At 73.0% G+C, this 25,279-nt stretch carries 23 protein-coding genes and 1 pseudogene; 17 read left to right on the top strand and 7 right to left on the bottom strand.

All coding sequences use genetic code 11. The features are described 5' to 3' along the window. Nucleotides 1-156 precede the first annotated feature (156 nt). From IH50_RS0123590 to IH50_RS0123575, 4 genes are all read left to right on the top strand, one after another. Nucleotides 157-711: a DUF5134 domain-containing protein gene (locus IH50_RS0123590; RefSeq protein WP_030865749.1), complete on the top strand. Its 555-nt coding sequence runs from the start codon at nt 157-159 to the stop codon at nt 709-711. Between the two features lie 94 nt (nt 712-805). Further along, nucleotides 806-1,744, top strand: coding sequence for a M56 family metallopeptidase (locus tag IH50_RS0123585; protein WP_030865746.1), 939 nt, complete (start codon nt 806-808; stop codon nt 1,742-1,744). Nucleotides 1,745-2,040: 296 nt separating this feature from the next. After that, nucleotides 2,041-2,721 carry a phosphatase PAP2 family protein gene (locus tag IH50_RS0123580; protein ID WP_030865742.1) on the top strand — a complete coding sequence of 227 codons (681 nt, stop codon included), beginning with the start codon at nt 2,041-2,043 and terminating at the stop codon, nt 2,719-2,721. A 177-nt stretch (nt 2,722-2,898) separates the two neighbouring features. Next, on the top strand, nt 2,899-3,576 hold the full coding sequence (locus IH50_RS0123575; protein WP_030865739.1) for a TetR/AcrR family transcriptional regulator: 678 nt from the start codon (nt 2,899-2,901) through the stop codon (nt 3,574-3,576). Here the strand turns inward: IH50_RS0123575 and IH50_RS0123570 are convergent. Further along, a complete protein-coding gene (locus IH50_RS0123570; protein WP_030865735.1) occupies nt 3,564-5,066 on the bottom strand; it encodes an LVIVD repeat-containing protein in 1,503 nt (500 codons plus the stop codon). The two genes, IH50_RS0123575 and IH50_RS0123570, sit on opposite strands and share 13 nt — an antisense overlap. A 189-nt stretch (nt 5,067-5,255) precedes the next feature. Between IH50_RS0123570 and IH50_RS0123565 the strand changes: the two genes are divergently transcribed. Next, nucleotides 5,256-5,918, top strand: a complete 663-nt coding sequence (locus tag IH50_RS0123565) for a DUF305 domain-containing protein (RefSeq protein ID WP_030865732.1) — start codon at nt 5,256-5,258, stop codon at nt 5,916-5,918. 67 nt (nt 5,919-5,985) lie between these two features. On the opposite strand, the gene IH50_RS0123560 is transcribed toward IH50_RS0123565, so the two are convergent. Next, nucleotides 5,986-6,453 (bottom strand): DUF6214 family protein, encoded by a 468-nt coding sequence (locus IH50_RS0123560; protein WP_030865729.1) that lies wholly within the window; start codon nt 6,451-6,453, stop codon nt 5,986-5,988. Between the two features lie 471 nt (nt 6,454-6,924). Beyond that, entirely contained in the window at nt 6,925-7,284 is a 360-nt protein-coding gene (locus IH50_RS0123555; RefSeq protein ID WP_030865725.1) for an ArsR/SmtB family transcription factor, read from the bottom strand. A 127-nt stretch (nt 7,285-7,411) separates the two neighbouring features. On the opposite strand from IH50_RS0123555, the gene IH50_RS0123550 reads away from it, so the two are divergent. Beyond that, a complete protein-coding gene (locus IH50_RS0123550; RefSeq protein WP_030865721.1) occupies nt 7,412-8,491 on the top strand; it encodes an NADH:flavin oxidoreductase/NADH oxidase in 1,080 nt (359 codons plus the stop codon). A 238-nt stretch (nt 8,492-8,729) separates the two neighbouring features. Further along, nucleotides 8,730-9,527: a pectate lyase gene (locus IH50_RS0123545; protein WP_030865719.1), complete on the top strand. Its 798-nt coding sequence runs from the start codon at nt 8,730-8,732 to the stop codon at nt 9,525-9,527. A gap of 72 nt (nt 9,528-9,599) precedes the next feature. Here IH50_RS0123545 and IH50_RS0123540 read toward each other — a convergent pair whose 3' ends face one another. Next, the gene (locus IH50_RS0123540) at nt 9,600-10,358 is read right to left on the bottom strand and encodes a PaaX family transcriptional regulator C-terminal domain-containing protein (RefSeq protein ID WP_030865716.1); all 759 of its coding nucleotides are present in this window, start codon (nt 10,356-10,358) and stop codon (nt 9,600-9,602) included. A gap of 72 nt (nt 10,359-10,430) precedes the next feature. Between IH50_RS0123540 and IH50_RS0123535 the strand changes: the two genes are divergently transcribed. From IH50_RS0123535 to IH50_RS0123515, 5 genes and pseudogenes are all read left to right on the top strand, one after another. Further along, a complete protein-coding gene (locus IH50_RS0123535; RefSeq protein ID WP_030865712.1) occupies nt 10,431-12,110 on the top strand; it encodes an acyl-CoA dehydrogenase family protein in 1,680 nt (559 codons plus the stop codon). Between the two features lie 90 nt (nt 12,111-12,200). Then, nucleotides 12,201-13,356 (top strand): annotated as a pseudogene (locus IH50_RS0123530) (WD40/YVTN/BNR-like repeat-containing protein). An 82-nt stretch (nt 13,357-13,438) separates the two neighbouring features. Further along, complete coding sequence (locus tag IH50_RS0123525; RefSeq protein ID WP_030865705.1) at nt 13,439-14,116, top strand: uracil-DNA glycosylase; 678 nt, start codon at nt 13,439-13,441, stop codon at nt 14,114-14,116. After that, nucleotides 14,113-15,120 carry an N-acetylglucosamine kinase gene (locus tag IH50_RS0123520; protein WP_030865702.1) on the top strand — a complete coding sequence of 336 codons (1,008 nt, stop codon included), beginning with the start codon at nt 14,113-14,115 and terminating at the stop codon, nt 15,118-15,120. Before IH50_RS0123525 ends, IH50_RS0123520 begins: the two co-directional genes overlap by 4 nt. An 84-nt stretch (nt 15,121-15,204) precedes the next feature. Next, nucleotides 15,205-16,128, top strand: coding sequence for a sirohydrochlorin chelatase (locus IH50_RS0123515; RefSeq protein ID WP_030865701.1), 924 nt, complete (start codon nt 15,205-15,207; stop codon nt 16,126-16,128). A 64-nt stretch (nt 16,129-16,192) separates the two neighbouring features. On the opposite strand, the gene IH50_RS0123510 is transcribed toward IH50_RS0123515, so the two are convergent. Next, complete coding sequence (locus tag IH50_RS0123510) at nt 16,193-17,242, bottom strand: lactonase family protein (RefSeq protein ID WP_030865698.1); 1,050 nt, start codon at nt 17,240-17,242, stop codon at nt 16,193-16,195. A 94-nt stretch (nt 17,243-17,336) separates the two neighbouring features. Beyond that, the gene (locus IH50_RS0123505; RefSeq protein ID WP_030865694.1) at nt 17,337-18,824 is read right to left on the bottom strand and encodes an FUSC family protein; all 1,488 of its coding nucleotides are present in this window, start codon (nt 18,822-18,824) and stop codon (nt 17,337-17,339) included. 205 nt (nt 18,825-19,029) lie between these two features. Here IH50_RS0123505 and IH50_RS0123500 point away from each other — a divergent pair, with 205 nt between their 5' ends. The 4 genes from IH50_RS0123500 to IH50_RS0123485 all read left to right on the top strand — a co-directional run bounded on the left by IH50_RS0123500 (nt 19,030) and on the right by IH50_RS0123485 (nt 24,045). Next, nucleotides 19,030-19,506 carry an Lrp/AsnC family transcriptional regulator gene (locus tag IH50_RS0123500; protein WP_030865691.1) on the top strand — a complete coding sequence of 159 codons (477 nt, stop codon included), beginning with the start codon at nt 19,030-19,032 and terminating at the stop codon, nt 19,504-19,506. A 20-nt stretch (nt 19,507-19,526) separates the two neighbouring features. Beyond that, nucleotides 19,527-20,222, top strand: a complete 696-nt coding sequence (locus tag IH50_RS0123495) for an HAD family hydrolase (RefSeq protein WP_030865687.1) — start codon at nt 19,527-19,529, stop codon at nt 20,220-20,222. Between the two features lie 164 nt (nt 20,223-20,386). Continuing rightward, the gene (locus IH50_RS0123490; protein WP_030865684.1) at nt 20,387-23,203 is read left to right on the top strand and encodes a beta-L-arabinofuranosidase domain-containing protein; all 2,817 of its coding nucleotides are present in this window, start codon (nt 20,387-20,389) and stop codon (nt 23,201-23,203) included. A 92-nt stretch (nt 23,204-23,295) separates the two neighbouring features. Further along, nucleotides 23,296-24,045 carry a DUF4142 domain-containing protein gene (locus IH50_RS0123485; RefSeq protein ID WP_030865680.1) on the top strand — a complete coding sequence of 250 codons (750 nt, stop codon included), beginning with the start codon at nt 23,296-23,298 and terminating at the stop codon, nt 24,043-24,045. Nucleotides 24,046-24,050: 5 nt separating this feature from the next. Here the strand turns inward: IH50_RS0123485 and IH50_RS0123480 are convergent, their stop codons facing one another. Then, nucleotides 24,051-24,803, bottom strand: coding sequence for a LysR family transcriptional regulator substrate-binding protein (locus IH50_RS0123480; RefSeq protein WP_030865678.1), 753 nt, complete (start codon nt 24,801-24,803; stop codon nt 24,051-24,053). Nucleotides 24,804-24,861: 58 nt separating this feature from the next. Here IH50_RS0123480 and IH50_RS0123475 point away from each other — a divergent pair, with 58 nt between their 5' ends. Continuing rightward, the gene (locus tag IH50_RS0123475; protein WP_030865675.1) at nt 24,862-25,260 is read left to right on the top strand and encodes a DUF5997 family protein; all 399 of its coding nucleotides are present in this window, start codon (nt 24,862-24,864) and stop codon (nt 25,258-25,260) included. The last annotated feature ends 19 nt before the right edge of the window (nt 25,261-25,279 follow it).

Below are 25,279 nucleotides of genomic sequence, written 5' to 3'. Positions count from 1 at the left end.
AAAACAATATTAACAGGTGTTTTACCAGTGAAATATAGATGCCGGGCTGCCGCACTCCCCCGGGCGCTCCCCTCGCACTCCCGTGCGCTCGGGTGTCCGTCGCCGGGACCGGGCATGCCATGACCGACCGTCGAGCGGGCCGAGGGGGAGGTTCGGGTGCACGGACCGGTGTCGTCCGGCTGGCTGCTGGTCGCGCTCTGCGCGGCGACCGGCGCCTACTGTCTGCTGCGCATGCGCAGCCATGTGGTGGAGCAGCGCCGCGCCGCGGGCGGCGAGGCGCTCATGGGCTTCGGCATGGCCGTGATGGCCGTGCCCGCGGCGGTGTTCACCCCGCCGGTGTGGGCCTGGCCGGCCTACGCGGTGGTGTTCGGCGCGGCCGGGCTGCACGCGCTGTGGGCGGCCCGCACCGGCGCGCGCCATCTGCACCATCTGATCGGCGCCGGGGCGATGGTGTACATGGCGGTGACCATGGCCGCCTCCGCCGGGCAGGGGCAGGGCCACGGGCACGGCGGCTCGGGCATACCCCTGCTGACCGGGGCCCTGCTGCTCTACTTCGTCGCGTACGTGCTCACCGCCGGCATACGACTGGTTCCCGCGGCCGCCGGGACGGGGGGCGGCCTGGGCGCGGGCTGGGGTGACCGGCCGGAGCTGGCGCGGGCCTGCCGGCTGTCCATGGGGATCGCGATGGTGGCGATGCTGCTGACGATGTGAGGGCGGAACACACCGCGCCGCGGCGGCCGTTGTCTGCGTCACTTCGGTGCGCCCGCCCGTGCCCTCGGGCGGCCCGCGCTCATAGGCTGCACGCATGATCCTCCCCGCGGTCCTGCTGCTGCTCGGCGTCCTGACCGCCGTCCTGGGTCCCCGGCTGCTCGCCCGGGCCGACTGGCCGGACCGTGAACCGGTGGTGGCGCTGTGGGCGTGGCAGTGCGTGATCGCGGCGGTGCTGCTGTGCTGCGCGCTGGCGATGACGTTCAGCGCGGCGGCGGCCTGGCGGGCGGTGGGCGGCCAGGTGTTCGCCACCGCGCCCCGTGCGGTCGTGGAGGCGTACGCGCTCGGTACGGCGGGGCTCTGGGCGCAGACCACCGCGGTGGCACTGGCGTGCGGCGGGCTGTGGAGCGCGGCGATGCTGGTCCGGGAGGTCGTACGGGCCCGCGCCCGGCGCCGGGCGCGTCGCGCCGAACTGCGGGTGCGGGCACCGCTGCTGCCCGGGGAGCGGCCGGACTCCGACCGGCTCGTGGTCCTGGAGGGCGAGCGGCCCGACGCCTGGTGGCTGCCCGGCATTCCGCCCCGGCTGGTCGTCACCACGGCCGCGTTGCGCCGGCTGAAGGGCAGGCAACTGGACGCCGTCCTCGCCCACGAGCGGGGGCACGCGCAGGCCCGGCACGACTGGCTGCTGCACTGCTCCTCCGCGCTGGCGGGCGGTTTCCCGCAGGTGCCGGTGTTCGCGGCGTTCCGCGACGAGATGCACCGGCTGGTCGAACTCGCCGCGGACGACATGGCGTCCCGCCGCTTCGGCCGGCTGACCACGGCCCTCGCGCTGGTGGAACTCAACGAACACCGCAGGGTGTTCGGCGGCCCCTGCCCGACCCCACAGGCCCACGTCCCGGCCCGGGTACACCGCCTGCTCACTCCCCCGGACCGACTCACCGCGGCACACCGCCTACGGCTCACGGCGGTGGCGTCGCTGGTCCCGGTGATCCCGGTACTGGTGGCGTTCGTACCGGGCCTGCACGCGCTCCGCTAGCCCGCCCCGCCTCCGCACCCCGTCCCCCGTTCCCGCGGGCAGTCGTGCCTCCTCCAGCGCCTCAAAGGCCTGGGAGGTACCCCCAGGGCGGCACGGGTGGGCGATGGGGGTACCTCCCGCTCGAGCGCAGCCGAGAGTGGGGGAGGCACCCCGCAAGCGCCGGGCCGCGCGACCCCACCCCCGGCTCACACCGACACGGGGCACCCCCTAAGCACGCCCGGCCGGGGCGAGCCCGGAAAAAACCGGCGGAGACAGGACACTGGCCCCGGACGCGGGCGTTCGGAGAGGATCGCCTCATGCACACCCCCCACACCGAATCCCCGCCCAGGCCACCGGAGCACCGCCCGGTCACCCTGCCCACCGGAGTGCTGGCACTGTGCTCGGCGCTGCTGCTGACACTGGTCGGCGCCGAATGGCGCCCGCTGCTCGAACTGGACGCCGACATCGCCCGCACCACTCACCGCTGGGCGGTCGAGGAACAAGGGCTGACGCAGACGTCCCGCGTCCTGACGGACTGGGTCTGGGACCCCTGGACGATGCGGGTGCTGTGCGGTGTGGCGGCGGCGCTGCTCGCCTGGCGGTACGCGGCCTCCTGGTCGGCACTCTGGCTGGTGCTCACGGTCGCCGTCGCGACAGTGGTGCAGCAAGGGCTGAAGGCCGCGCTGGACCGCGCCCGCCCGGTCTGGCCCGACCCGGTGGACTCCGCGCACTACGCGGCGTTCCCGTCGGGGCACGCCATGACCGCGACGGTCGTCTGCGGTCTGCTGCTGTGGCTGCTGCACCGCCACGGGGCGGGCCGCGTCCTGTGGCGCACGGCGCTGGCCGTGGCGGTCCTCTCGGTGACCGGCGTCGGTCTCACCCGGATCTGGCTCGGCGTCCACTGGCCCACGGACGTCCTGGGCGGCTGGCTGATCGGTGCCCTGCTGGTGGCGGCGGCCGTGACGGTCCACCGGCGGCGGTGTCCGGCGCGCCGCTGAGTCCGGGCATTCCCGAACCGGTGGCCCGAGGCTACTTTCGCCGCGAACAAGACCGTTCACCTCGGACGATCCCCCGCGTCGCCCGAGGTGAACGGCAACCCGGAGGAGCCCGTCAAGGGGCCTCTCCGGACGCGCTGAGTATAGTTGGCTGGCAGCCAGTCAACGCAGGAGTCCAGCATGTCCCCGCGCAGCGCCCTGGTCAATGAAGAGTTGCGGAGGCGTTCGAAGGAACGGCTCCTGCACGCCGCCGTCGAGCTGGTCGACGAGCACGGGTACCAGGCCACGACGCTGGGCGACATCGCCGACCGGGCGGGCTCCGCGCGGGGCCTGGTGTCGTACTACTTCCCGGGAAAGCGCCAGCTCGTGCAGTCCGCCGTGCACCGGCTGATGCACCGCACCCTGGAGGAGGCCCTGGAGCGGGAGCCGCGCACCGAGGACGGCCGGGAGCGGATGGCACGGGCCATCGACGCGATCCTGGGCCTGGCGCGGGACCGGCCGGTCCTGATGCGCCAGCACATGGCCGGACTGCTGCAGGCCGAGGGTTTCCTGCCCTGCCCCGAGCAGCGGCGGCTGGCCGAACTGCTGAGGGACACCGTCACCCGGCACGGCTCCCACGACGTCGACGCGGACTACCCGATGCTGCGCGCCCTGCTGATGGGCGCCGTGTACGCGGCCCTGATGCCGGGCGCGCCCATGCCGGTCCCGGTGCTGCGCGCGGAGCTGTTCAAGCGCTACCGGCTCGACTGGGAGATGGGCGTCCCGCCGGACACCGAGGTGCCCGGCGGGACGTGCGGGAAGGACCGGACGGACATGGCCCGGTTCTTCGCGATAGAGCCGGACGCTCAGTCGAAGTAGTCCGGCTGGGTCTGCGTGTTGAGCTCACGCAGGTGGACCCGGCGGGCCGGGTCCGTACGCCGGTCGTCGATCTTCAGGACGTCGAAGCCCTTGGCGATGTCGTTCGAGTAGATGTAGCCGTTGTAGTAGTACGCCGACCAGGAACCGCCGGTGACGAGCTGGTCCGTGGAGAGCGGGCCCCGCTCGAAGTAGGCGATCTCCTTCGGCTTCGAGGAGTCGGTGAAGTCCCAGACGGAGACGCCGCCCTGGTACCAGGCCTGGACCATCAGGTCCTTGCCCTTGACCGGGATCAGCGAGCCGTTGTGGGCCACGCAGTTCTCGGTGTCCGCCTGGTGGCGGGGGATCTTGAAGTAGCTGCGGAAGACCAGCTTCTGCCGGTCGCCCTTGCCGACGATGTCGTAGATGCCGTCCGCGCCGCGGTTCGGGCCGATCTCCGCGTTGCAGGTGGGGCTGCCACCGCCGCCCAGCTCGTCGGTGAAGACGACCTTGTTCGCCTTCTGGTTGAAGGTCGCCGAGTGCCAGAACGCGAAGTTGACGTTGTCCTGCACCCGGTCGATCACCTTCGGACGCTCCGGGTCCTTGATGGAGAACAGGATGCCGTCGCCCATGCAGGCACCGGCGGCCAGGTCCTTCGACGGCAGCACGGTGATGTCGTGGCAGCCGGTGGTCTTGGAGACACCCGGGTTGGTGGGCCCGCCGGGGTTGCCGCCGCCGTCCGGGCCCTCACCCGGGAACAGCACCGGGAAGCCGACCAGCGCCGCCTTGTGCGGGGCCTTGCGCGGCACCTTGATCACCGAGATGCCGTCGTGCGGTGGCTGGCAGTCGGGGTAGGCCGCGTTCGGCGAGTACGACGAGACGTAGATGTAGACGTTCTTGCGCTCGGGCACCAGCGTGTGGGTGTGCGAGCCGCAGGCGGTCTCGACCGCGGCGACGTAGCGCGGGTTGCGCTTGTCGCTGATGTCGAAGACCTTCATGCCCTCCCACGAGGACTTCTCGGTCGCCGGCTGGGTGGTGCTGTTGCAACTGCTGTCGCTGCGCGAGGAGTCGGTGGACAGGAACAGCAGGTCGCCGGAGACGGAGATGTCGTTCTGCGAGCCGGGGCACAGCACCTGGGCCACCGTCTTCGGCGCCTTCGGGTTGCTGATGTCGAAGATGCGGAAGCCGTCGTAGTTGCCGGCGAAGGCGTACCGGCCCTGGAAGGCCAGGTCCGAGTTGGTGCCGGACAGCGCGTCCTTGGGGATGTTGGCCACATGCCGGATGTTGTCGGAGTGGACGACCTCGTCCTGGGCGGGTATCTCGCCGCTCCGGATGGCCGCGCGCGCCTCCGCCTGGTCGCTGCGCGACACCTCCTTCTCGGCGGCCGGCGAGTCCCCGGGGTCGGGGATCGCCGCGGCCGGCGCGGCGGTGAGCAGCGCGGCCAGCAGTCCGCCGGCCGCCGCGGCAACTCCCAGCCGTCTGCGCCGGGTTCGGGAAACACTCAACAGGATCACTGTTTTCCTCCCTGGTTCCGTTCACGTCGGAACGGTTTCGCACCGGCAGTATCGTCGTGGACATGCTCATACCAACAGGGGGCAACACACTTGCAACGAAGTTTTTTGATCACTGACGCGCGGAAGGTGCTAGGACGGTCGTCGACACTCACGAGGTGTTCCGCCATACGCCTGCCACAGGAGGTCCTTGTGCACTACCGCCGTGCGTCACGCGTGTCCCGCATCGCGGCCGGGCTGACCGCTCTGGCCGTACTCGGGCTCGTGGGCTGCGACTCCGGCACGGACGACACCAAGTCGACCGCCGCCGCCGGGCCTTCGGTCATCGCGCCGGGTGAGCCCGGGGAGGCCAACCGGACCCTGTCGGCCGAGGAGGCCCAACGGCAGCGCGTCGAGGACGACTCCCCCAACGCGGCGGACGTGTCCTACGCGCGGATGATGATCCAGCACCACGCGCAGGCCCTGGAGATGACCGGACTGGTGCCGGACCGCGCCGAGTCGTCGAAGATCGTCAAGCTGGCCGAGCGCATCGCCGCCGCGCAGCAGCCGGAGATCAAGGCGATGAAGGGGTGGCTGAAGAGCCACGACAAGGCGGAGCGGGACGACGGACACGGGCACGACCACGCCACGATGCCCGGAATGGCCACACAGGCCCAGCTCAAGCAGTTGCGCGCGGCCGACGGCAAGGCCTTCGACCAGCTCTTCCTCACCCTGATGATCACGCATCACCAGGGGGCGATCACCATGTCCACCGAGCTGAAGGGGCAGGGCAACAACATCCGGATGGAGGAGATGGCGGACGACGTGGTGGCCCAGCAGACCAGCGAGATCAGCCGGATGCGCGACCTGATATGACGGTGCGCGGCACGCCGTGACGGCGGCCGGCGCCCCGGCGGGGCGGCCCGGTGCCCGGCGGAGCGGCTCAGCGCCGGGCGTGCCGCGAGGGCAGCAGCCCCGCGTCGCGCGTCCGGCCGATGAGCCTGAGCGCACCGCGCCGGCTGTACCCGGTCTCGTCCATCACGGCGAGGACCGGATCGGCTCCCCGCTCCTGCGCCGCGCGGTACGCCCCCGCCACGAGACCGTGTTCCCGCGGCCCCCTCGGCCGGTCGGGACGCTCCCGGTGCGCGCCCGTACCGGAAGCGTCCCCGGGGTCCGGCTCGGGCTCGGCGCCGCAGGCCCGCGCCAGTGGCCCCTCGATCCAGTCGGCGAACAGGGCGAGGTCCTCCAGGGCCAGCGCGGGCCGGGCCCGTACGTCCTCGACGCAGACCCACCCCTCGCACACCGTCGCCAGCGCGTCGATGCGGGCCCCGTCGCCGAAGACCAGCCGCACATGGAGCCACCGGGTCGCCCGCTCCCCCTCCCGCACCTCCCACGCGGGCCACACGGACACCGCGCCCTCCGCCGGAGAGCGATCGGAAAGATGAAGAAAAGATGCCTCAAACACACACGCAACGTAATCGCGTGATCAGTTTCCCTCCGTAGAACACGCGCCCCGGACGGCGGACGGCACCCTGTCAGCGGAGCGTGGGCGGTGCCCTGCCGGAGACAGCAGCGATCTCCTGTCGATCCCCGGGTAAGGAGTTCCGCCGCGCCGCGTGTCGCCGTCATCGGTTCCGGGCCGAGCGGGTGCTACACCGCCCAGGACCTCGTCCAGCAGGACGCCCGGGCGCGCGTGGACGTCCTGTACCGGCTGCTGGGTCCGTACGGCCTGGTCCGCTGCGGGGTGCCGGCCGGGCCGGACTCCGGTGGGCACTGCGCCGGGATCCCCGGCTCCCGCACACACCGGCGAGCGATCGCCCCCGGGGGGAACACCCGCACGCCGAGCGGGCGGCCGGCAGCGAGCCGCCCGGCGGTGGCCGGGTCAGCCGGTGCCCTGGCGAAGGGACTGGCGGGCGGCGGCGGCGAGCACGCAGTCGAGCAGGCCCGGGAAGAGGTCGTCCAGGTCGGACCGGCGCAGGCCGTTCATCTTGGCGGTGCCCTCGTAGACCTGCCGGATCACACCGCTCTCGCGCAGCACCCGGAAGTGGTGCGTGGTGGTGGACTTGGTGACCGGCAGGTCGAACTGCGAACAGGTCAGCTCGGCACCCACGGCGGCGAGTTCGCGGACGATCCGCAGCCGTACGGGGTCGGAGAGCGCGTGCAGCACGCCCTCCAGCCGGATCTCCTCGCGCGCCGGGTGCGGCAGATCGCGGCTGCTGGGTGCGGGGACGGCGGTCGTCACGGCGGCTCCAGGTGCGGTCCGGGGAACCTCATTGTACGAAAGGCATCATAGTTTGACACCTCCCGTATTACGATGCCTATCGTACGAGCCGATCCCTCCTCTGGTCCCCCGCCGAACGGAGTCCGACGTGAGCACGCTGTTCCAGCCCTGCACCCTGCGCGACGTGACCATCCCCAACCGGGTCTGGATGCCGCCGATGTGCCAGTACTCGGCCGCGCCCGAAGGGCCCGGGACCGGCGCGCCCGGCGACTGGCACTTCGCGCACTACGCGGCCCGCGCGGCCGGCGGCACGGGCCTGATCGTCGTCGAGGCCACCGCCGTGTCGCCGGAGGGCCGGATCTCGCCGTACGACCTCGGCATCTGGAACGACACCCAGGTCGAGGCGTTCCGCCGGATCACCCGCTTCCTCGTGTCACAGGGCACCGTCCCCGCCGTCCAGCTCGCGCACGCCGGACGCAAGGCGTCGACCGAGCGGCCCTGGAAGGGCGGCGCGCCCGCCGGGCCGGACGCCCACGGCTGGCAGCCGGTGGCTCCGAGCGCGGTCGCCTTCGACGAGCGGCATCCGGTGCCGGACGAGCTGTCCGTCGAACAGATCCATGAGATCGTCGAACAGTTCCGCGCCGCCGCGCGCCGCGCGCTCGCCGCCGGGTTCGAGATCGCCGAGATCCACGGCGCCCACGGCTACCTGATCAACGAGTTCCTGTCCCCGCACTCCAACCACCGCACCGACGCCTACGGCGGCTCGTACGAGAACCGGACGCGGTTCGCGCTCGAGGTGGTGGACGCCGTGCGCGAGGAGTGGCCGGACGACAAGCCGCTGTTCTTCCGCATTTCGGCCACGGACTGGCTGGAGGAGTCCGGCTGGACCCCGGACGACACCGTCCGCTTCGCCTCCGAGCTGCACGCCCACGGCATCGACCTGCTCGACGTCTCCACCGGCGGCAACGCCTCCGGGGTCCGCATCCCGACCGGGCCGGGCTACCAGGTCCCCTTCGCCGCGCGGGCGCGGAACGAGACGCCGATGCCGGTCGCCGCCGTGGGACTGATCACCGACGCCGAGCAGGCGGAGAAGATCGTGGCCAACGGCGAGGCGGACGCGGTGTTCCTCGGCCGCGAGCTGCTCCGCAACCCCTCGTGGGCCCGGCACGCGGCCCGTGAGCTGGGCGGCGAGGTCCACGTGCCGGACCAGTACCACCGCTCGGTCTGAGCCCGTACCGCCACCGACGCCGGCGGCTCGGGGTGCTCCTCGCGCCCCAGCCGTCGGCGTCGGTCTTTCCTGGCCGAATGTGACCCTCGCGGGGCGTTGACTAGAAAGCGCTTACCCCATACGTTTCCCGTTCAGCAGCGTGACCCGCTCACGGCAACGGACCGGGCATGCCGCGCACCATCACGAACGTCGTTCACGTACTTGGTCCACACCCCCACACCACGACAGAAGGAACGACATGACTTCCGCGAAACGACCACGCGCCCGCGCACTGACGGGCGCACTCGCCACCCTGGGTCTCTCTGTTGGCATGGTCATGACCACCGGCGCCTCCCCGGCGAGCGCCGCCACCTGGCCGACCGCCAACGGCAGCCAGGGCGTCTCCTCCACCATCTCCGTGTCCGGCACCAAGGACTACGGGATGAAGCGCCTGTACGGCACCGGCGACCTGGGCTCCGGCAGTCAGGACGAGGACCAGGGCCCGATCCTGGAACTGGCGAACGGCGCGGTCCTGAAGAACGTCATCCTGGGCGCCCCCGCGGCCGACGGCATCCACTGCAAGGGCTCCTGCACGCTGCAGAACGTCTGGTGGGAGGACGTCGGCGAGGACGCCGCCACGTTCAAGGGCACGTCGTCGGGGTCGGTCTACACCGTCAGCGGCGGCGGCGCCAAGGAAGCCAGCGACAAGGTGTTCCAGTTCAACGGCGCCGGAACGCTGAACGTGTCGAACTTCGCGGTCAAGAACTTCGGCACCTTCGTCCGCTCCTGCGGCAACTGCTCCAAGCAGTACAAGCGGACGATCAACCTCAACACCATCGAGGTGAACTGGAAGGGCAGCAGGCTCGCCGGCATCAACACCAACTACGGCGACAGCGCGACCCTGCGGAACATCACGATCATCGGGGACAGCAGCAAGAAGATCGTCCCCTGCCAGAAGTACATCGGCAACGACGACGGTGACGAGCCGAGCAGCAACGGCTCGGGCGCCGACGGCACGTACTGCAAGTACTCCTCGTCCGACATCACCTACCGGTAACCCCCCACGGGCAGCGGCCGTACGAGGCGTCCCGCGCGGCGTCTCGTACGGCCGGCCGGCCCCTGTACGCCCTCACGCGCCTCCCACGCGGGAACGCACCTCCCCCGTCAGCTCCCGCCGGTACTCCCCGTAGGCGGACCGCAGCGCGTCGCCCGGCCAGCCGGCGGGCAGCAGGGCGGGGGGCAGGACGGGGTCGGCGAGCAGATGGCGCACGACGGCGGCGAACGCGGTGAGCCGCTCGGCGGGGCGAGCGGCGCGGTCGATGTGGCCGAGGAGCGCGCGGGCCGTACCGGACCAGGTGTCCAGCGGCCACAGACGCGCGGCGAGCTCACGGGCGGGCCGGCCGGGGCGGGCCGTACAGCGTTCGGCCACCTCGTCGAGAGCGGCGGGCAGGCCGCGCTCCAGATTGGCGGGACGCAGCCACACGCCCTCACGGAGTTCGGCGAGCCGGAGGGCCGCCAGCCGGGTGCGCAGGTCCGCGCGTTCGGCGGGCCCCCGGCCCGTCGCGGTGATCACCACCAGTTCCCAGTCGCCGTCCCACGCGCGTGTGCGCGGTTCCACGGACTCGTCCTGGCGGCGCTGGCGTTCGAGCAGCCGTTCGCTGAGCCGGTAGCCGGTGTCCGTGCGCCGCAGGTCACCGGCGGCGACCATCCTGCTGAGCGCCGCGCGGAGCGTGGACCCGCCGACGTCGAAGCCCTCCACCAGCCGCCCGAGCTCCCTCGCCGACAGCTCCGGAGGGTGCGTACCGAGCAGCAGGCTCAGCACGACCGACCGCGCGGACAGCGGGCGCGGCCGGGGGTCGTCCGGTGGAGCCGGGTCGTTCCTCCGCATGGGGCCGTACTCTACGACGTCGATCATGTTGCATGATTGCTGCGACTGTATTGATAGTGCAACACTCGGGTCATGGCCCCCACACTCGCGGATGAGCGGCAGCAGGACTCCGGCGCACCCGGCGGCGCCACCCACGACGTCACCAATCAGCCCCCTCCCCTGGCCCCTTACGACGCCTCCGACGACATCGCCCTGCTGGAGGGGCTGCGGCGGGAGGGCGCCGGCTGGGCCGAGGAGGAACTGCGCCGGGCCGGCAGGCTGGCCGGCAGCGCGCAGGTGCAGGAGTGGAGCGATCAGGCCAACCGCCACGGGCCCGTCCTGCGCACCCACGACCGGTACGGGCACCGTGTCGACGAGGTGGAGTTCCACCCGAGCTGGCACCACCTGATGCGCGCGGCCGTCGCCGAGGGGCTGGCCGCCGCGCCCTGGGCGGACGACCGGTCCGGCGCCCATGTCGTCCGTACCGCCAAGGGACTCGCGTGGGGGCACACCGAGGCGGGGCACGGCTGCCCGACGTCCATGACGTACGCGGCGGTGCCCGCCCTGCGCCGGCAGCCGGAGCTGGCGGCGGTGTACGAGCCGGGGCTGACCAGCCGGGAGTACGAGCCGGACCTCGGCGTGCCGGCCGGGAAGCGCGGCCTGCTGGCCGGCATGGGGATGACCGAGAAGCAGGGCGGCTCCGACGTCCGTACGAACACCACGTCGGCCGCTCCGACCGCCGAGCCGGGCGTGTACACCCTGCGCGGCCACAAGTGGTTCACGTCGGCGCCGATGTGCGACGTGTTCCTGGTGCTGGCGCAGGCCCCGGGCGGGCTGTCGTGCTTCCTGGTGCCGCGCGTGCTGCCCGACGGCACCCGCAACAGCTTCCGCATCCAGCGGCTGAAGGACAAACTGGGCAACCGTTCCAACGCCTCCTCCGAGCCCGAGTTCGACGGGACCGTCGCCTGGCTGGTCGGCCCGGAGGGGCAGGGTGTGAAGACCATCATCGAGATGGTCAACTGCACCCGGCTGGACTGCGTGATGATGTCGGCGGCGCTGATGCGCAAGACGCTCGTCGAGGCCGGCCACCACGTGCGGCACCGCAGCACGTTCGGGGCGCGGCTGGTGGACCAGCCGCTGATGCGCAACGTGCTGGCCGACCTGGCACTGGAGTCCGAGGCCGCCACGACGCTCACCCTGCGCCTGGCCGGAGCGGCCGACCGCGCGGTGCGCGGGGACGCCGGGGAGGCCGCGTTCCGCCGGATCGCGACGGCGGTCGGGAAGTACTGGGTCACCAAGCGGGGCCCGGCCTTCACCGCCGAGGCCCTGGAGTGCCTGGGCGGCAACGGCTACGTCGAGGAGTCCGGGATGCCCCGGCACTACCGCGAGGCCCCGCTGCTGTCGATCTGGGAGGGCTCGGGGAACGTCAACGCCCTCGACGTGCTGCGGGCGCTCGGCCGGGACCCGGCCACCGCGCAGGCGCTGTTCGACGAACTCGCCCTGACGCGCGGGGCGGACGCCCGGCTGGACGCGGCCGTGGCCGGGCTGAAGGACCGGCTGGCCGAGGGGTCGCAGGCGGGCGCCCGGCGGCTGGTGGAGCGGATGGCCCTGGCCCTCCAGGGCTCCCTCCTCGTCCGGCACGCCCCGCCCGCCGTCGCCGACGCCTTCTGCGCGACGCGGCTGGGCGGCGACTGGGGGCACGCCTTCGGCACCCTGCCCACGACGGCCGGCCTGGACGCGATCCTCGGCCGCGCACTGCCGGACGGCGGCTGACCCCGTCGTCCGGCCACCGCGCACGGGCATCCCCGTCCCCGTCCGCACAGGCTCCGACCTGCGGCGACGCCGGTCCGGGGGTGACTGTCAGTGGTGGGGTGCAGACTGGCCGGTGTCCTGGATCGAGGGCGTCGACGAAGACGTCGCGGAGGTGGTCGGCATGACCGAGGTACTGCTCGCCGTGGGCACCCGCAAGGGCCTGTTCATCGGGCGCCGGCGAGGTGACGCCTGGGAGTTCGACGAGAGTCCCTACTTCAACGCGCAGGCCGTGTACTCGATCGCCGTCGACACCCGTGGCGCGAGTCCGCGGCTGCTGGTCGGCGGGGACAGCGCGCACTGGGGCCCCTCGGTGTTCCACTCCGACGACCTGGGCCGCAGCTGGACCGAACCGGCCCGGCCCGCCGTCAGGTTCCCCAAGGACACGGGGGCTTCGCTGGAGCGGGTCTGGCAGCTGCACCCCTCCGAGGCCGAACCGGACGTGGTGTACGCGGGGACGGAACCGGCCGCGCTGTACCGCTCGGAGGACCGCGGGGAGACCTTCGAACTGGTCCGGCCGCTGTGGGAACACCCCACGCGGGCGAAGTGGGTTCCGGGCGGCGGTGGTGAGGGCCTGCACACCGTGCTGACCGACGCGCGTGATCCGCGCGCCGTGACGGTGGCCGTCTCCACGGCGGGCGTGTTCCGCACCCTGGACGGCGGCGCGAGCTGGGCCCCGTCCAACTCCGGGGTGTCCGCGGTGTTCCTGCCGGACCCGAACCCGGAGTTCGGGCAGTGCGTGCACAAGGTCGCCCGGGACGCGGCGGACCCGGACCGGCTGTACCTGCAGAACCACTGGGGGGTCTACCGCAGCGACGACGCGGGCGGGAGCTGGACGGACATCGGCGAGGGCCTGCCGTCGACGTTCGGCTTCGCGGTGGTGGCCCATCCCCGTCGCGCCGGCACCGCGTACGTGTTCCCGATCAACGCCGACTCCGACCGGGTGCCGGCCGGCCGGCGCTGCCGGGTCTTCCGGACGGCGGACGCGGGCAGGAGCTGGGAGCCGCTGACGGCGGGGCTGCCGCGGGAGGACCACTACGGCACGGTGCTGCGCGACGCGATGTGCCACGACGGCGCGGACCCGGCGGGCGTCTACTTCGGCAACCGCAACGGCGAGGTGTACGCGTCCGCCGACGACGGCGACAGCTGGCGGCAGTTGGCGGCACATCTGCCGGACGTGCTGTGCGTACGGGCGGCGGTCGTCGCGTGAACCGCGTGAGCCTCATGAGGATCCCGTCCGGTCCTGGCCACTGGTTGATCTCCGCCGCCGTCGCGGCAGTAAGGTGACGCCCGTGGCACCACGACCCTTGAATGAAATCGTCGAAGCGGGCTGGGCGAAGGCCCTGGAGCCGGTGGCCGAACGGATCGCCGGGATGGGGGACTTCCTGCGCGCGGAGATCGCCGCGGGACGCACCTATCTCCCGGCCGGGGCGAACGTCCTGCGCGCCTTCCAGCAGCCCTTCGACGAGGTACGCGTTCTGATCGTCGGGCAGGACCCGTACCCCACCCCGGGGCACGCGGTGGGACTGTCGTTCTCGGTCGCGCCCGAGGTGCGGCCGCTGCCGGGCAGCCTCATCAACATCTTCCGGGAGCTGAACACCGACCTGGGTCTGCCCCAGCCGTCGAACGGCGACCTCACGCCGTGGACCAAGCAAGGTGTACTGCTGCTGAACAGGGCGCTGACGACGGCCCCGCGCAAGCCGGGCAATCACCGTGACAAGGGCTGGGAGGAGGTCACCGAGCAGGCGATACGGGCGCTGGCCGGCCGGGGCAAGCCCCTGGTCTCCATCCTGTGGGGGCGGGACGCCCGCAACTGCCGTCCGATGCTGGGCGATCTGCCCGTGGTGGAGTCGGCCCACCCGTCGCCGAGGTCGGCCGACTACGGCTTCTTCGGCTCCCGCCCGTTCAGCCGGGCCAACGACCTGCTGATCCGCCAGGGCGGCCAACCGGTGGACTGGCGCCTGCCGTGACCGGGCCCGGTTTCCTCGCCGTGGACTCCGGGGGCTCCGGCCTGCGGGTCGCCGTCGGGGCCGCCGGGCGCGGGCCACTGGCCCGGGGCGCCTCCGGGGAACCGGTACGGACGGGGGCGCGGGGCATCGACCCGGGGCACCTCATGGAGCAGCTGGTCCCGATGGCGCGGTCCCTGTGCGCGGAGGCCGGGGTCGAGGGGCTGGAGGCGGCCGTCGTCGGGGCCGCGGGACTGGCCAGTCTGGGGGACGCGCTGCGCGCGGAGCTGCCGGGGGCGCTCGGCCGTGCACTGGGGGTGCGGCGGGTGGTGCTGGCCGCCGACGCCGTCACCGCGTACGTCGGTGCCCTCGGGGCGCGGCCCGGTGCCGTGATCGCCGCCGGTACGGGGGTGATCGCGGTCGGCACCGATCTGACCGGCTGGCGCCGGGCGGACGGCTGGGGGCACCTGCTGGGCGACTGCGGTGGCGGCGCCTGGATCGGAAGAGCCGGTCTCGAGGCGGCACTGCGCGCGCACGACGGGCGGGAGGGCGGCTCCGCGCGGCTGCTGGCGAGCGCCGAGGACCTGTTCGGTCCGGCGGCCGGACTGCCCGGGCGGCTGTATCCGCGGACCGACCGGCCGGCCGTGCTCGCCTCCTTCGCGCCCCGGGTGGGCGCGTGCGCGGCCGACGGCGACCCCGTCGCCGTGGCGGTGCTGCGGGCCGCGGCCCGGCACATGGCCGGCTCCGCCGCGGCCGTGTGCCCGGCGGCGGGCGAGCGGGTGGTCGGTCTCACCGGTGGCCTGTTCCGGATGGGTGCCGTGCTGCTCGGACCCCTGGACGAGGAGCTGGCCGAGCGGCTGCCGGGGGTGCGGCGGATCACGGCCGAAGGGGATCCCCTGCACGGGGCGGTCCGCATCGCGGAGGACCTCGCCGCCGGCTCGTTCACCCTCCCGGGCGACGAGAAGCTGCTGTGTGCGACGGGTCCGGCAGGTGAGGACGTCACCCGCGCGGCCGACGTCCGTACGTAACTCATCAGACAAAACCGGACGGATACCGCTCACCCGCACCCTCCCCGAACAGAGGAGCCCGGGAAACCACTAACATGCGGCAACATGAGCACCCCCACTGGGCCCGCGTCCGGCCTGCCAGTACGAATGCCGCGCCCCCGTCAGCCGGGGCGGCACCGCCGTCCCGAGCCGCTGGTGGCTCCCGAGGACGCGCCCGCGCTCGTCCTCGCCGTGCCGGGTGCGCCCAGTAGTGCCACCCGCTCGCTCGCCGACGAGGTCGTGAGCATCGCCCGTTCCGAGCTGCCCGGTCTGGACGCCCGGATCGGCTACCTCGACGGTGACGACGAGGAATTCCCGACGCTGCGGTCCGTCCTCGCGTACGCGGCCGAGGAGCGCACCGCCCGCTTCGAGCAGGCCCGCGACGCCGGCATGGACGTCAAGGAGCCCGACGGCCCCGTCGCCGTCGTCGTGCCGCTGCTCGCCGGCCCGGACAGCTCGCTGCTGCGCCAGATCCGCCAGGCCGTGATGGACAGCCGTGTCGCCGCCGAGCTGACCGATGTGCTGGGCCCGCACCCGCTGCTCGCCGAGGCGCTGCACGTGCGGCTCTCCGAGGCCGGTCTGGCCCGCGCCGACCGTGCCCGCCTGTTCACCGTGGCGACCGCGGCGGACGGCATCATCCTGGCCTCCGTGGGCGGTGACGAGGCCGTGCAGGCGGCCGGGATCACCGGCATGCTGCTCGCCGCGCGCCTCGCCGTGCCGGTGATGGCGGCGGCCCTGGACCAGGAGGGTTCCATCGCCTCCGTGGCCGAGCAGCTCCGTGGCTCCGGCTCGCAGCAGCTGGCGCTCGCGCCGTACCTGATCGGCCCGGAGATCGACGCCGGCCTGATCGAGGAGGCCGCGAAGGAGGCGGAGTGCTCCGCCGCCGAGGCGCTCGGCCCGTACCCGGCGATCGGCAAGCTGGCACTGGCCAAGTACACGACCGCGCTGGGCATCGCCCCGCAGCAGGCGCAGAACACCCCGGCCCACTGACCCGGCCGGCTCTCCCGCACGACGCCGGAAGGGCCCGCTCCACGTACGTGGAGCGGGCCCTTCGTCATGTCCCCTCGGGCTCCGGCCGGCCGGTGACCACGCAGGACGCCGCGGGTACCGGGACCGAGCCGGCGCGCCGCGGCACTCCCGTGTCCGGGTCGAGCGCGAACCAGGTCACGTCCCCGGAGCGTTCGTTGGCGACGTACAGGACGCCGTCGGAGACGGTGATCGCGCGGGGCCAGTGACCGCCGCAGGGGACGGTGGTGAGCAGGGTCAGCGCCGTCCCCTCCCCCTCGACCGCGAACACCGACAGGACGTCCTCGCCGCGGGTCGCGGTCCACACGAAGCGGCCGTCGGGCGAGACGGCCACCCCGGACGGATAGGCGTCGCCGGCCGGGGCGCCGGGCAGGACCGGGATCTCGGCGAGCGGTCTGAGCGCGCCGCCGGCGGCGTCCCAGCGGCAGACGACGAGGGTCGGGCTGAGCTCGTTGAGGACGTACGCGTACGCCCCGTCCGGGTGGAAGGCCAGGTGCCGCGGGCCCGAGCCGGGGCGCAGGGCGATCTCCCGGTGCGGTGCGAGCACGCCGCCGGCCAGGGTGCAGACCCGTACCGAGTCCGTGCCGAGGTCGACGCCGACCGCCCAGCGGCCGCTCGGGTCGGGCTGCACCTGGTGGGCGTGCGGGCCCTGCTGGCGCTGCGGGTGAGGGCCGGAGCCGCTGTGCCGGAGCACCCCGGACACCGGTGCGAGGCCGCCGTCCGGGCGGACGGGGACGACGCTGACGCTGCCGGAGCCGTAGTTCGCGGTGAGGACGTGTCCGGCGAAGAGGCTGAGGTGGGTCGGCCCGCTGCCGTCCACCCGCACCTGGCGTCCGGCCGGCCGCGGCCCGTCCGCGGTCACGCGGAACGCGGCCACGGAACCGTCGGCCGTCTCGCTGACCGCGTACAGCATGCGGCCGTCGGGCGACAGGGCCAGGTAGGACGGGTCGGGTACGACGTCCACGGTGCTCAGGACGGTCAGCGCGCCGCTGCCGGGGGTGATGGCCGCGGTGACGATGCCGGGGCCTCCCGCCGCCGTGAACGACCCGATGAACGCCCGCCGTCTGCCGTCCGCCACGGCTGTCCCCTCTCGTCCTGTGCCGACCGGGGTGACGGTAGCAGCCGATCACTTCAGGTCTAGACCAGAGAGCCGCCCGGTGCGTCCGCGCGTGTCAGGCCCCGACCAGCGGGGAGCCGGACGGCGCACGCAGCGGCGCGGCCAGCTCGGCGAGGGCGCGTTCCAGACCGTGCAGATGGGCCAGGGCGGGTTCCGTCCCGGCCGGGGAGGTCCGTACGGCGATGTCCCGGCCGCCGGTGAGCGCCTCGACGGCGGCCTCGACCCGCCAGCAGGCGGCGGCCAGCCGGGCGTCGTGCGAGGCCTCCGGGTCGGCGGCGACGGCGACGAGGCCGCGGATCTCCCGGGCGCAGTCGTCGAGCAGGGCGAGCACCCGCCGGGCGCGCCGCTTACGGCCGAGCATGGGGTTGAGCGGATGCACCAGCGGGGCGACCGAGAGCCGCACCCGGGCGAGCAGTTGTTCCAGTTCCGCCACCACCGGCGCCGGGTCGGCGTCCGCGGCCCCGGCCAGCCGTGCGGCCGCCTGGGCGGTGCACGCGTGGACGCAGCGCAGGGCCCGCTGGATCCAGGCGTCGGTGACGCTGTGCGTGGTCACGGGCAGGACGAACGCCACCGCCAGCACGGCGCCGAGCGCGCCGACGGCGGTCTCCGTGAGCCGGAGCGCCAGCAGACCGGGGGTGAGCACGCCCAGCAGGCCGTAGAGCATGGCGGCGAGCACCGTCACCCAGAGCATCATCCAGGTGTAGGACACGGCGGCCGTGTAGAAAATGCCGAAGACGGCGACGGCGACGACCAGCGCGGTCAACGGCCCGTCCCCGTGTGCGGGGACGGCGACGAGGAACGCGAGCCCGACGCCGATGACGGTGCCGAGCACCCTCCGGAAGCCGCGGACCAGGGTCTCGCCGCGCGAGGCGGTGTTGACGAAGACCCACCAGGTGGCGCCGACGGCCCAGTACCAGCGCTGCCCGGACACCAGCTGGCCGACGACCAGGGCGAAGCCCGCGCCGGCGGTCGCCTGGACCGCCTGGCGGGTGGTCACCCGGGCCAGCCCGGTGCCGGCGGGCGGCGCCGGCACGGCGGCCGGGGGCAGCCGGCGCTCGTAGCACCACAGTCCGAAGCGCACCGCGGCCGCGGCGAGCACGGACAGCAGGAGGGAGGCGTACAGCTCGGGGAGCTGGGCGGTCCTCGCGTGCAGGAACTGCGCCACGAAGTAGGTCATGAAGGCGAAGACGCCGAGGCTGTGGCCGCGCGGGCCCCAGCGGCGCGCGTACACGCCGAGTCCGACCACGGCGAGGAAGGTGAGGTCGCGGGCGACCGGGTGGTCGTGCAGCACGGCCGCGGCGGCGAGCACCGGCAGGCCGACGGCGGGCAGCAGCGCCGTGGTGAGGGCCTGTCCGCGGACGGTGGCGTCGGTGACGGTGAACAGGGCGAGCAGCGCGGCGAGCCCGCCGGTGACGGCACCGGTGAGCGAGTGCCCGGCCAGGCCGCAGACGACGACGGCCAGACCGATGCCGAGCACGGCCCGCGCCGCGAAGCGCAGCCGGATCCGGCCCGGGTCCGGAGCCATGAACACCCTTTTCAGCACGTACCGCCCCCTGGAACTCGTTGGTGTGCGCCGTGGCACGAAAAAGGCGCCGCGGGGTCCGCAGCGCCATCGACCCCTCCATATCAGCATCTCTTCCACCACTGGCTCAACCGAGTCCCGCAGGAGTGGGCCATTGGTACAGTGTTCGCGGCATTCCTACGGCCGTCCAAGTGCCAATGGCCGATACGGGGACACTTCGGATCTCATGGCCGTGGACGAGCTCGACACCCGCATCCTGCGGCTGCTGCTGGAGCAGCCGCGCACCAGCGTGCGGGAGTACGCCCGCATCCTCGGGGTCGCCCGCGGCACCCTTCAGGCCCGCCTGGACCGCATGGAGCGCGAGGGGGTGATCACCGGTACCGGCCCCGTCCTCTCCCCCGCCGCGCTGGGCCATCCCGTCCTCGCGTTCGTGCACATCGAGGTCACCCAGGGGCACCTGGACGAGGTGGGCGACGCGCTGGCCGCCGTACCGGAGATCGTCGAGGCGTTCTCCACCACGGGCGGCGGTGATCTGCTGGCCCGGGTGGTGGCGCGCGACAACGCGCACCTGGAGGACGTGGTCCAGAAGCTGATCAGCCTGCCCGGCGTGGTCCGCACCCGCACCGAGGTGGCGCTGCGCGAGCGCGTCCCGCACCGCCTGCTGCCGCTGGTGGAGTCGATCGGCCGCACGGCGCGGAAGTGAGCCCTGTCATCATGGACCCCATGAGCACCCCCGGCGGCCTCTCGGTCATCTTCGATCTCGACGGAACGCTCGTGGACAGCGAGCCGAACTACTACGAGGCGGGCCGGCGGACCCTCGCCGCGTACGGGGTGCCGGACTTCTCCTGGGCCGAGCACGAGCGCTACGTGGGGATCAGCACCCGGGAGACGCTCGCCGACTGGCGGGAGCGGTACGGGCTGTCCGCCCCGGTGGAGGAGCTGCTCGCGGTCAAGGACCGCCACTATCTGGAGCTGGCCGGCGCCTCGACGCGGGTGTATCCGGAGATGCGGACGTTCGTCGGACTGCTGGCGGCCGAGGGGGTGCCGATGGCCGTGGCCTCCGGTTCCTCGCCCGTCGCCATCGGGGCGGTCCTGGCCGGGACGGGCCTGGACGCGTATCTGCGCACCGTCGTGTCGGCCGACGAGGTCGCGCGGGGCAAGCCGGCCCCCGACGTCTTCCTGGAGGCGGCCCGCAGGCTCGGCGCGGACCCGGCCTACTGCGTCGTGGTCGAGGACGCGGCCCCGGGTGCCGCCGCCGCGCACGCGGCCGGGATGCGCTGTATCGCCGTCCCCTATGTCGCCGCCCAGGCCGACGCGCCCGAGTTCGCCACCGCCGGTCTGCTGCTGCGGGGCGGACAGGCGGAGTTCACGGCGCGGGCCGCGCACGCCTGGCTGACGGACTCCGCCCGGCGCCCCTGACCGCTCCCGCCACCCGGCGCCCCTGACCGGCTCCCTCCGTCCGCGCGCCCTCGGCGAACGTCCGGAACCGGTCGCTCCCGCACCGTTGACGCCTTTCCGTCCCCTCTCTATCGTCTGGCCGATCGTTCGTACAGCGTTCGTAATACCGAACAGAGGAGCATCCCATGGCACGGCCCCTCTCCAGACGAACCCTCTTCCAGGCGGCCGCCCTGACGGCGACCGCGGTCTCCGCCGCGACCACCGGGCGCGCCGTCGCCGCCCCCGCCGCGCCGGCCGCCGCTTCCGGCGTACCGGCGGCGTGGACCGTACGGCCCTTCGGGCTGGAGGACGTGACGCTCGGACCGGGCGTCTTCGCCGGCAAACAGCGGCTGATGCTCGACCACGCCCGTGGCTACGACGTGCACCGGCTGCTCCAGGTCTTCCGCGCCAACGCCGGCCTGTCCACCCGGGGCGCGGTCGCGCCCGGTGGCTGGGAGGGGCTGGACGGGGAGGCCAACGGCAATCTGCGCGGCCACTACACCGGCCATTTCCTGACCATGCTGGCGCAGGCGTACCGCGGCACCGGCGAGCAGGTCTTCGCGGACCGGATCGCCACCATGGTCGAAGCCCTGGCCGAGGTCCGGGACGCCCTGCGCCACGATCCGGCCGTGCTGAGCGTCGAGGGACGGTTCGGCCGCGCGGCGGAGAACGTGCGCGGCTCGTACCAGTACGTGGACCTTCCCTCGGCCGTCCTCACCGGCTCCCCCGCCCTCACCCTGTCCGCGTGGGTGCGCCCCGCGCACGACGCCGCCTGGGCCAGGGTCTTCGACTTCGGCGACGACACCACCCGCTACCTGTATCTGGCCGCCCGCAACGCGGACGGGGTGCCGCGGTTCGCCGTGACCACCTCGGGGCCGGGCGGCGAGCAGGGCCTCGACGGCACCGCGCCGCTGCCGGTCGGCGAGTGGAGCCACCTGGCCGTGACCCTCGCCGACGGCACCGGCACCCTCTACGTCGACGGCACCGCCGTGGCCCGGAGCACGGACATCACACTGACCCCGGCCACGATCGGCACCCTCACGGACCACTGGCTGGGGCGCTCCCACTTCCCCGCCGACCCGGTCTTCGCGGGCGCGTTCGAGGACGTCAACGTCTACGCGCGGGCGCTGACCGCCGACGAGATCGACGGACTGCACAGCCGCCGTGCCGCCGACGCCTCGGCCGGCCGGGGCGACCTGGCGTCGTACGCCTTCGACGAGACGGCCGGGGGGACGTTCGCGGACGCCTCCGGCCGGGGCCTCGACGCCGTCCTGCGCCGCACCTGGGGCGCGCCCGGTCATCCCGGCTTCCTCGCCGCTTACCCGGAGACGCAGTTCATCGAACTGGAGTCGATGACCGGCAGCGACTACACCCGCGTATGGGCGCCGTACTACACCGCGCACAAGATCCTCAGAGGGCTGCTGGACGCGTATCTCGCCACCGACGACGACCGGGCGCTCGATCTCGCGTCCGGCATGGGCGACTGGATGCACGCGCGGCTGTCCGTGCTGCCGGCGGCCACCCTGCAGCGGATGTGGGGGCTGTTCTCCAGCGGGGAGTTCGGCGGCGTCGTCGAGGCGGTCTGCGATCTGCACGCGGTCACCGGACGGGCCGAACACCTCGCTCTGGCCCGCCTGTTCGACCTGGACCGGCTCATCGACGCCTGCGCCGCGAACACCGACGTCCTCGAAGGACTCCACGCCAACCAGCACATCCCGGTCTTCACCGGCCTGGCGCGGCTGTACGACGAGACGGGCGAGGAGCGCTACCTCACGGCCGCGAAGAACTTCTGGGGCATGGTCGTACCGCACCGCATGTACGCGATCGGCGGCACCAGCAGTGGCGAGTTCTTCAAGGCCCGCGACGTGATCGCGGGCACGGTCACCGACACCACCGCCGAGTCCTGCTGCGCGTACAACATGCTCAAGCTGAGCCGGACGCTGTTCTTCCACGAGCAGGATCCGGCGTACATGGACTACTACGAGCGGGCCCTGTTCAACCAGGTGCTCGGTTCCAAGCAGGACCGGCCGGACGCGGAGAAGCCGCTCGTCACCTACTTCATCGGCCTGACGCCCGGTCATGTGCGCGACTACACGCCCAAGCAGGGGACGACCTGCTGCGAGGGCACCGGCATGGAGAGCGCCACGAAGTACCAGGACTCGGTGTACTTCGCGAAGGCCGACGGGTCCGCCCTGTACGTCAACCTCTACAGCGCCTCCCGGCTGACCTGGGCCGAGAAGGGCGTCACGGTCACGCAGACCACCCGCTACCCCGAGGAGCAGGGCAGCACGCTCACCATCGGCGGCGGCCGGGCCTCCTTCACCCTGCTGCTGCGGGTGCCGTCCTGGGCGACCGCGGGCTTCCGGGTGACCGTCAACGGGCGTGCCGCGCCCGGTACCCCGGTCCCCGGCCGCTACTTCGGCGTCTCGCGGACCTGGCGTGAGGGCGACACCGTACGGATCTCCGTGCCCTTCCGGCTGCGGGTGGAGCGGACCCCCGACGATCCCGCGCTGCAGGCCCTGTTCCACGGTCCGGTCAACCTGGTCGCCCGCCGGCCGGGCCCGGACGCCGTACGGTTCGGGCTGTACCGCAATGCCGGCCTCTCCGGCGATCTGCTGCCCTCCCTCACCCCGGTCCCGGACAAGCCGTTGCACTACACGCTGGACGGCATCGAGCTGGCGCCCTTCGCGGAGGGGACCGAGGACCCGGCCCACGTCTACTTCCGGCGCTCGGAACCACGTGTGATCTTCGGCACGTCCGACTCCGGAGTCGCCAACCCGGCCCGGAGCGACGGCACGACGCTGCTCGACGAGATCTGGGCCGGGGCGCCCTTCCGTGGCAAGGGAGCGCTGGTGACACGGGTGCGGTCCACGGTGGCGGCCTGGGTGTCCGAGGGCCTGCTGAGCCGCACGGACGGCGACAAGGTGGTGAGTACGGCGCGGAGGGCCGCTTACGCCGACTGAGGCCGGCCGAAAAATTTTTCCCGGACGGTGATTGTCCCGCGCCCGGCGTCCGTACTTCCTGCTGTTGGGCCGTTCATATCCCAGGAGGCACGATGCGCATCTCGCGCAGCACGGCAGGAACCGCGTTCGTGGGCGGAGCCATGATCCTCACCCTCACCGCGCTCGCCTATCCCACCATGCTGGGCGTACAGAACACATCGACCAAGCAGGACCGGGTGGTGGCCAACACCAACTACGGCCCGCTGACCGAGGCGGACCGCGACTTCGTGGTGAAGGTGCGCGCGGCGGGGCTGTGGGAGCACCCGCTGGGGCTGCTGGCGATGGAGCGGGGGACGACGCCGGAGATGAAGGAGGCGGGCGAGCACCTGGTCGTCGGCCACGGCCGGCTCGACGAGAGCTGCCGCAAGATCTCCCTGGAGCTCGGCATCACGCTGCCGAACCAGGCGTCACCGCAGCAGCAGGGGTTCGTGGAGACCGTGAAGTCCACCAGCGGCAAGGAGTTCGACTCCACGGCGGTGAACATCATGCGCGTGACGCACGGGCAGATCTTCCCCGCCATCGCCAACATCCGGGCCAACACCAGGAACACCCTGGTCCGGCAGTTGGCCGACCAGGCCAACGACACGGTGCTCGACCACATCACGGTGCTGGAGAAGACGGGGCTGGTCAATCAGGAGCAGGTCAACTTCCAGCAGACCAGCCCGCCCAAGATGCCCGCGGAGCAGGTGACCCCGCCGGCTCCGCAGGCGGGTGCGCCGGTCCTCGCGCTGGAGATCCCCAAGGGGCTGGAGGACCTCAACACGGCGTCCCCGGCGCCGTCACCGTCCCCGACGGTCCGGTAGCCGGGTCAGGACCTGCGGCGGGGTTTGCCCCGCCGCGGGTTCTTCGCCGTGCCGCCGGTGCCTCCCCGGCGACCGCGGGCGGCCGACCCGCCGGCCGGCTGCCGCCGGGCGGCGGGTGCGGGCTTCTTCGCCGGCGCCGGCTGCTGGGTGCGGCCCCTGGTGCTGTTGACGGTCCGGCCGCGGACGATCCCGATGAAGTCCTCGACCCGGTCCGTCGTCGCCGCCTCGGGCCAGGACAGCGCCACGCTCGACTCGGGGGCCCCTTCGAGCGGCCGGTGGGTGAGGTCCTTGCGGTGGTGCAGCCGGGCGAGCGACAGCGGGACGACGAGCACACCGATCCCGGCCGCGACGAGTTCGATCGCGTCGGCGGTGGTGGCGGGGCGTTCGAGGGCGGGCCGTCCGGGCAGGCTCTCCCAGGAGAGGACGTCGTCGAGCGGGTGCAGCACGATGTCGTCGGCCAGGTCCTCCGGGGACACCGTGTCGGCCGCCGTGACGAGGTGGTCCCTGGGCACCACGACGACCGTTTGCTCGGTGTAGAGGGGGATCGCGCTGAGGACCGTACGGTCGACGGGCAGCCGGACGAGACCCGCGTCGGCGTCACCGTCCAGCAGCAGTCCCTGCGCCGCCGGGGCGGGGACCTGCGTGAGGGTCAGCGGGACGTCGGGCAGCCGCTCGTTCCAGACGCGCACCCATTTGTCGGGCATCACACCGGGTACGTACACGAGCCGGAACGAGGGGGACACTTCCGAGCCTGTCACCTGGCCAGGTTACCGGCCGTGGTCGGCGGCCGCGCACACGCTCGATACCCTGGACGTCATGACGCAGCACCAGAGCACCCAGACCATGAAGCCCGCGACCGCGGCGAAGAAACTGGGTGTGTACCTCGACGCCACCCCCGCCGACTTCCGGGACGGTGTCGTCTCACGCGCCGAGCTGAACGCGCTCCAGGCCGACCCGCCGCAGTGGCTGCGGGACCTGCGGCGCGACGGCCCCCACCCCCGCCCGGTGGTCGCGGCGAAGCTGGGTGTGTCCATCTCCGGCCTCGCGCGCGGCGGGATCACCGAGGCCCTCACCACCGAGCAGATCGAGGCGCTGAAGGAGGAGCGTCCCGAGTGGCTGGAGCGGGAGCGCGCCACCCAGGCCGAGGTCCGCAAGGAGGCGGCCCGGATCAGGAAGCGGGACGCGGAGCGCGCGGCGGGCGACGACACCCCCTAAACGCCAGCCCGCGCCACCC

It is taken from the genome of Streptomyces sp. NRRL S-37, from assembly GCF_000721605.1.
Taxonomy (GTDB): Bacteria; Actinomycetota; Actinomycetes; order Streptomycetales; family Streptomycetaceae; genus Streptomyces.
Note: the sequence above shows the minus strand (reverse complement) of the source record. Positions and strands in the feature narration are given on the sequence as shown.

Excerpts from the sequence above, each read along its gene's own strand:
- IH50_RS0123585 (WP_030865746.1), top strand. The coding sequence starts at position 806 with ATGATCCTCCCCGCGGTCCTGCTGCTGCTCGGCGTCCTGACCGCCGTC.
- IH50_RS0123580 (WP_030865742.1), top strand. The coding sequence starts at position 2,041 with ATGCACACCCCCCACACCGAATCCCCGCCCAGGCCACCGGAGCACCGC.
- IH50_RS0123575 (WP_030865739.1), top strand. The coding sequence starts at position 2,899 with ATGTCCCCGCGCAGCGCCCTGGTCAATGAAGAGTTGCGGAGGCGTTCG.
- IH50_RS0123545 (WP_030865719.1), top strand. The coding sequence starts at position 8,730 with ATGACTTCCGCGAAACGACCACGCGCCCGCGCACTGACGGGCGCACTC.
- IH50_RS0123540 (WP_030865716.1), bottom strand. The coding sequence starts at position 10,358 with ATGCGGAGGAACGACCCGGCTCCACCGGACGACCCCCGGCCGCGCCCG.
- IH50_RS0123535 (WP_030865712.1), top strand. The coding sequence starts at position 10,431 with ATGGCCCCCACACTCGCGGATGAGCGGCAGCAGGACTCCGGCGCACCC.
- IH50_RS0123515 (WP_030865701.1), top strand. The coding sequence starts at position 15,205 with ATGAGCACCCCCACTGGGCCCGCGTCCGGCCTGCCAGTACGAATGCCG.
- IH50_RS0123500 (WP_030865691.1), top strand. The coding sequence starts at position 19,030 with ATGGCCGTGGACGAGCTCGACACCCGCATCCTGCGGCTGCTGCTGGAG.
- IH50_RS0123495 (WP_030865687.1), top strand. The coding sequence starts at position 19,527 with ATGAGCACCCCCGGCGGCCTCTCGGTCATCTTCGATCTCGACGGAACG.
- IH50_RS0123490 (WP_030865684.1), top strand. The coding sequence starts at position 20,387 with ATGGCACGGCCCCTCTCCAGACGAACCCTCTTCCAGGCGGCCGCCCTG.
- IH50_RS0123485 (WP_030865680.1), top strand. The coding sequence starts at position 23,296 with ATGCGCATCTCGCGCAGCACGGCAGGAACCGCGTTCGTGGGCGGAGCC.
- IH50_RS0123475 (WP_030865675.1), top strand. The coding sequence starts at position 24,862 with ATGACGCAGCACCAGAGCACCCAGACCATGAAGCCCGCGACCGCGGCG.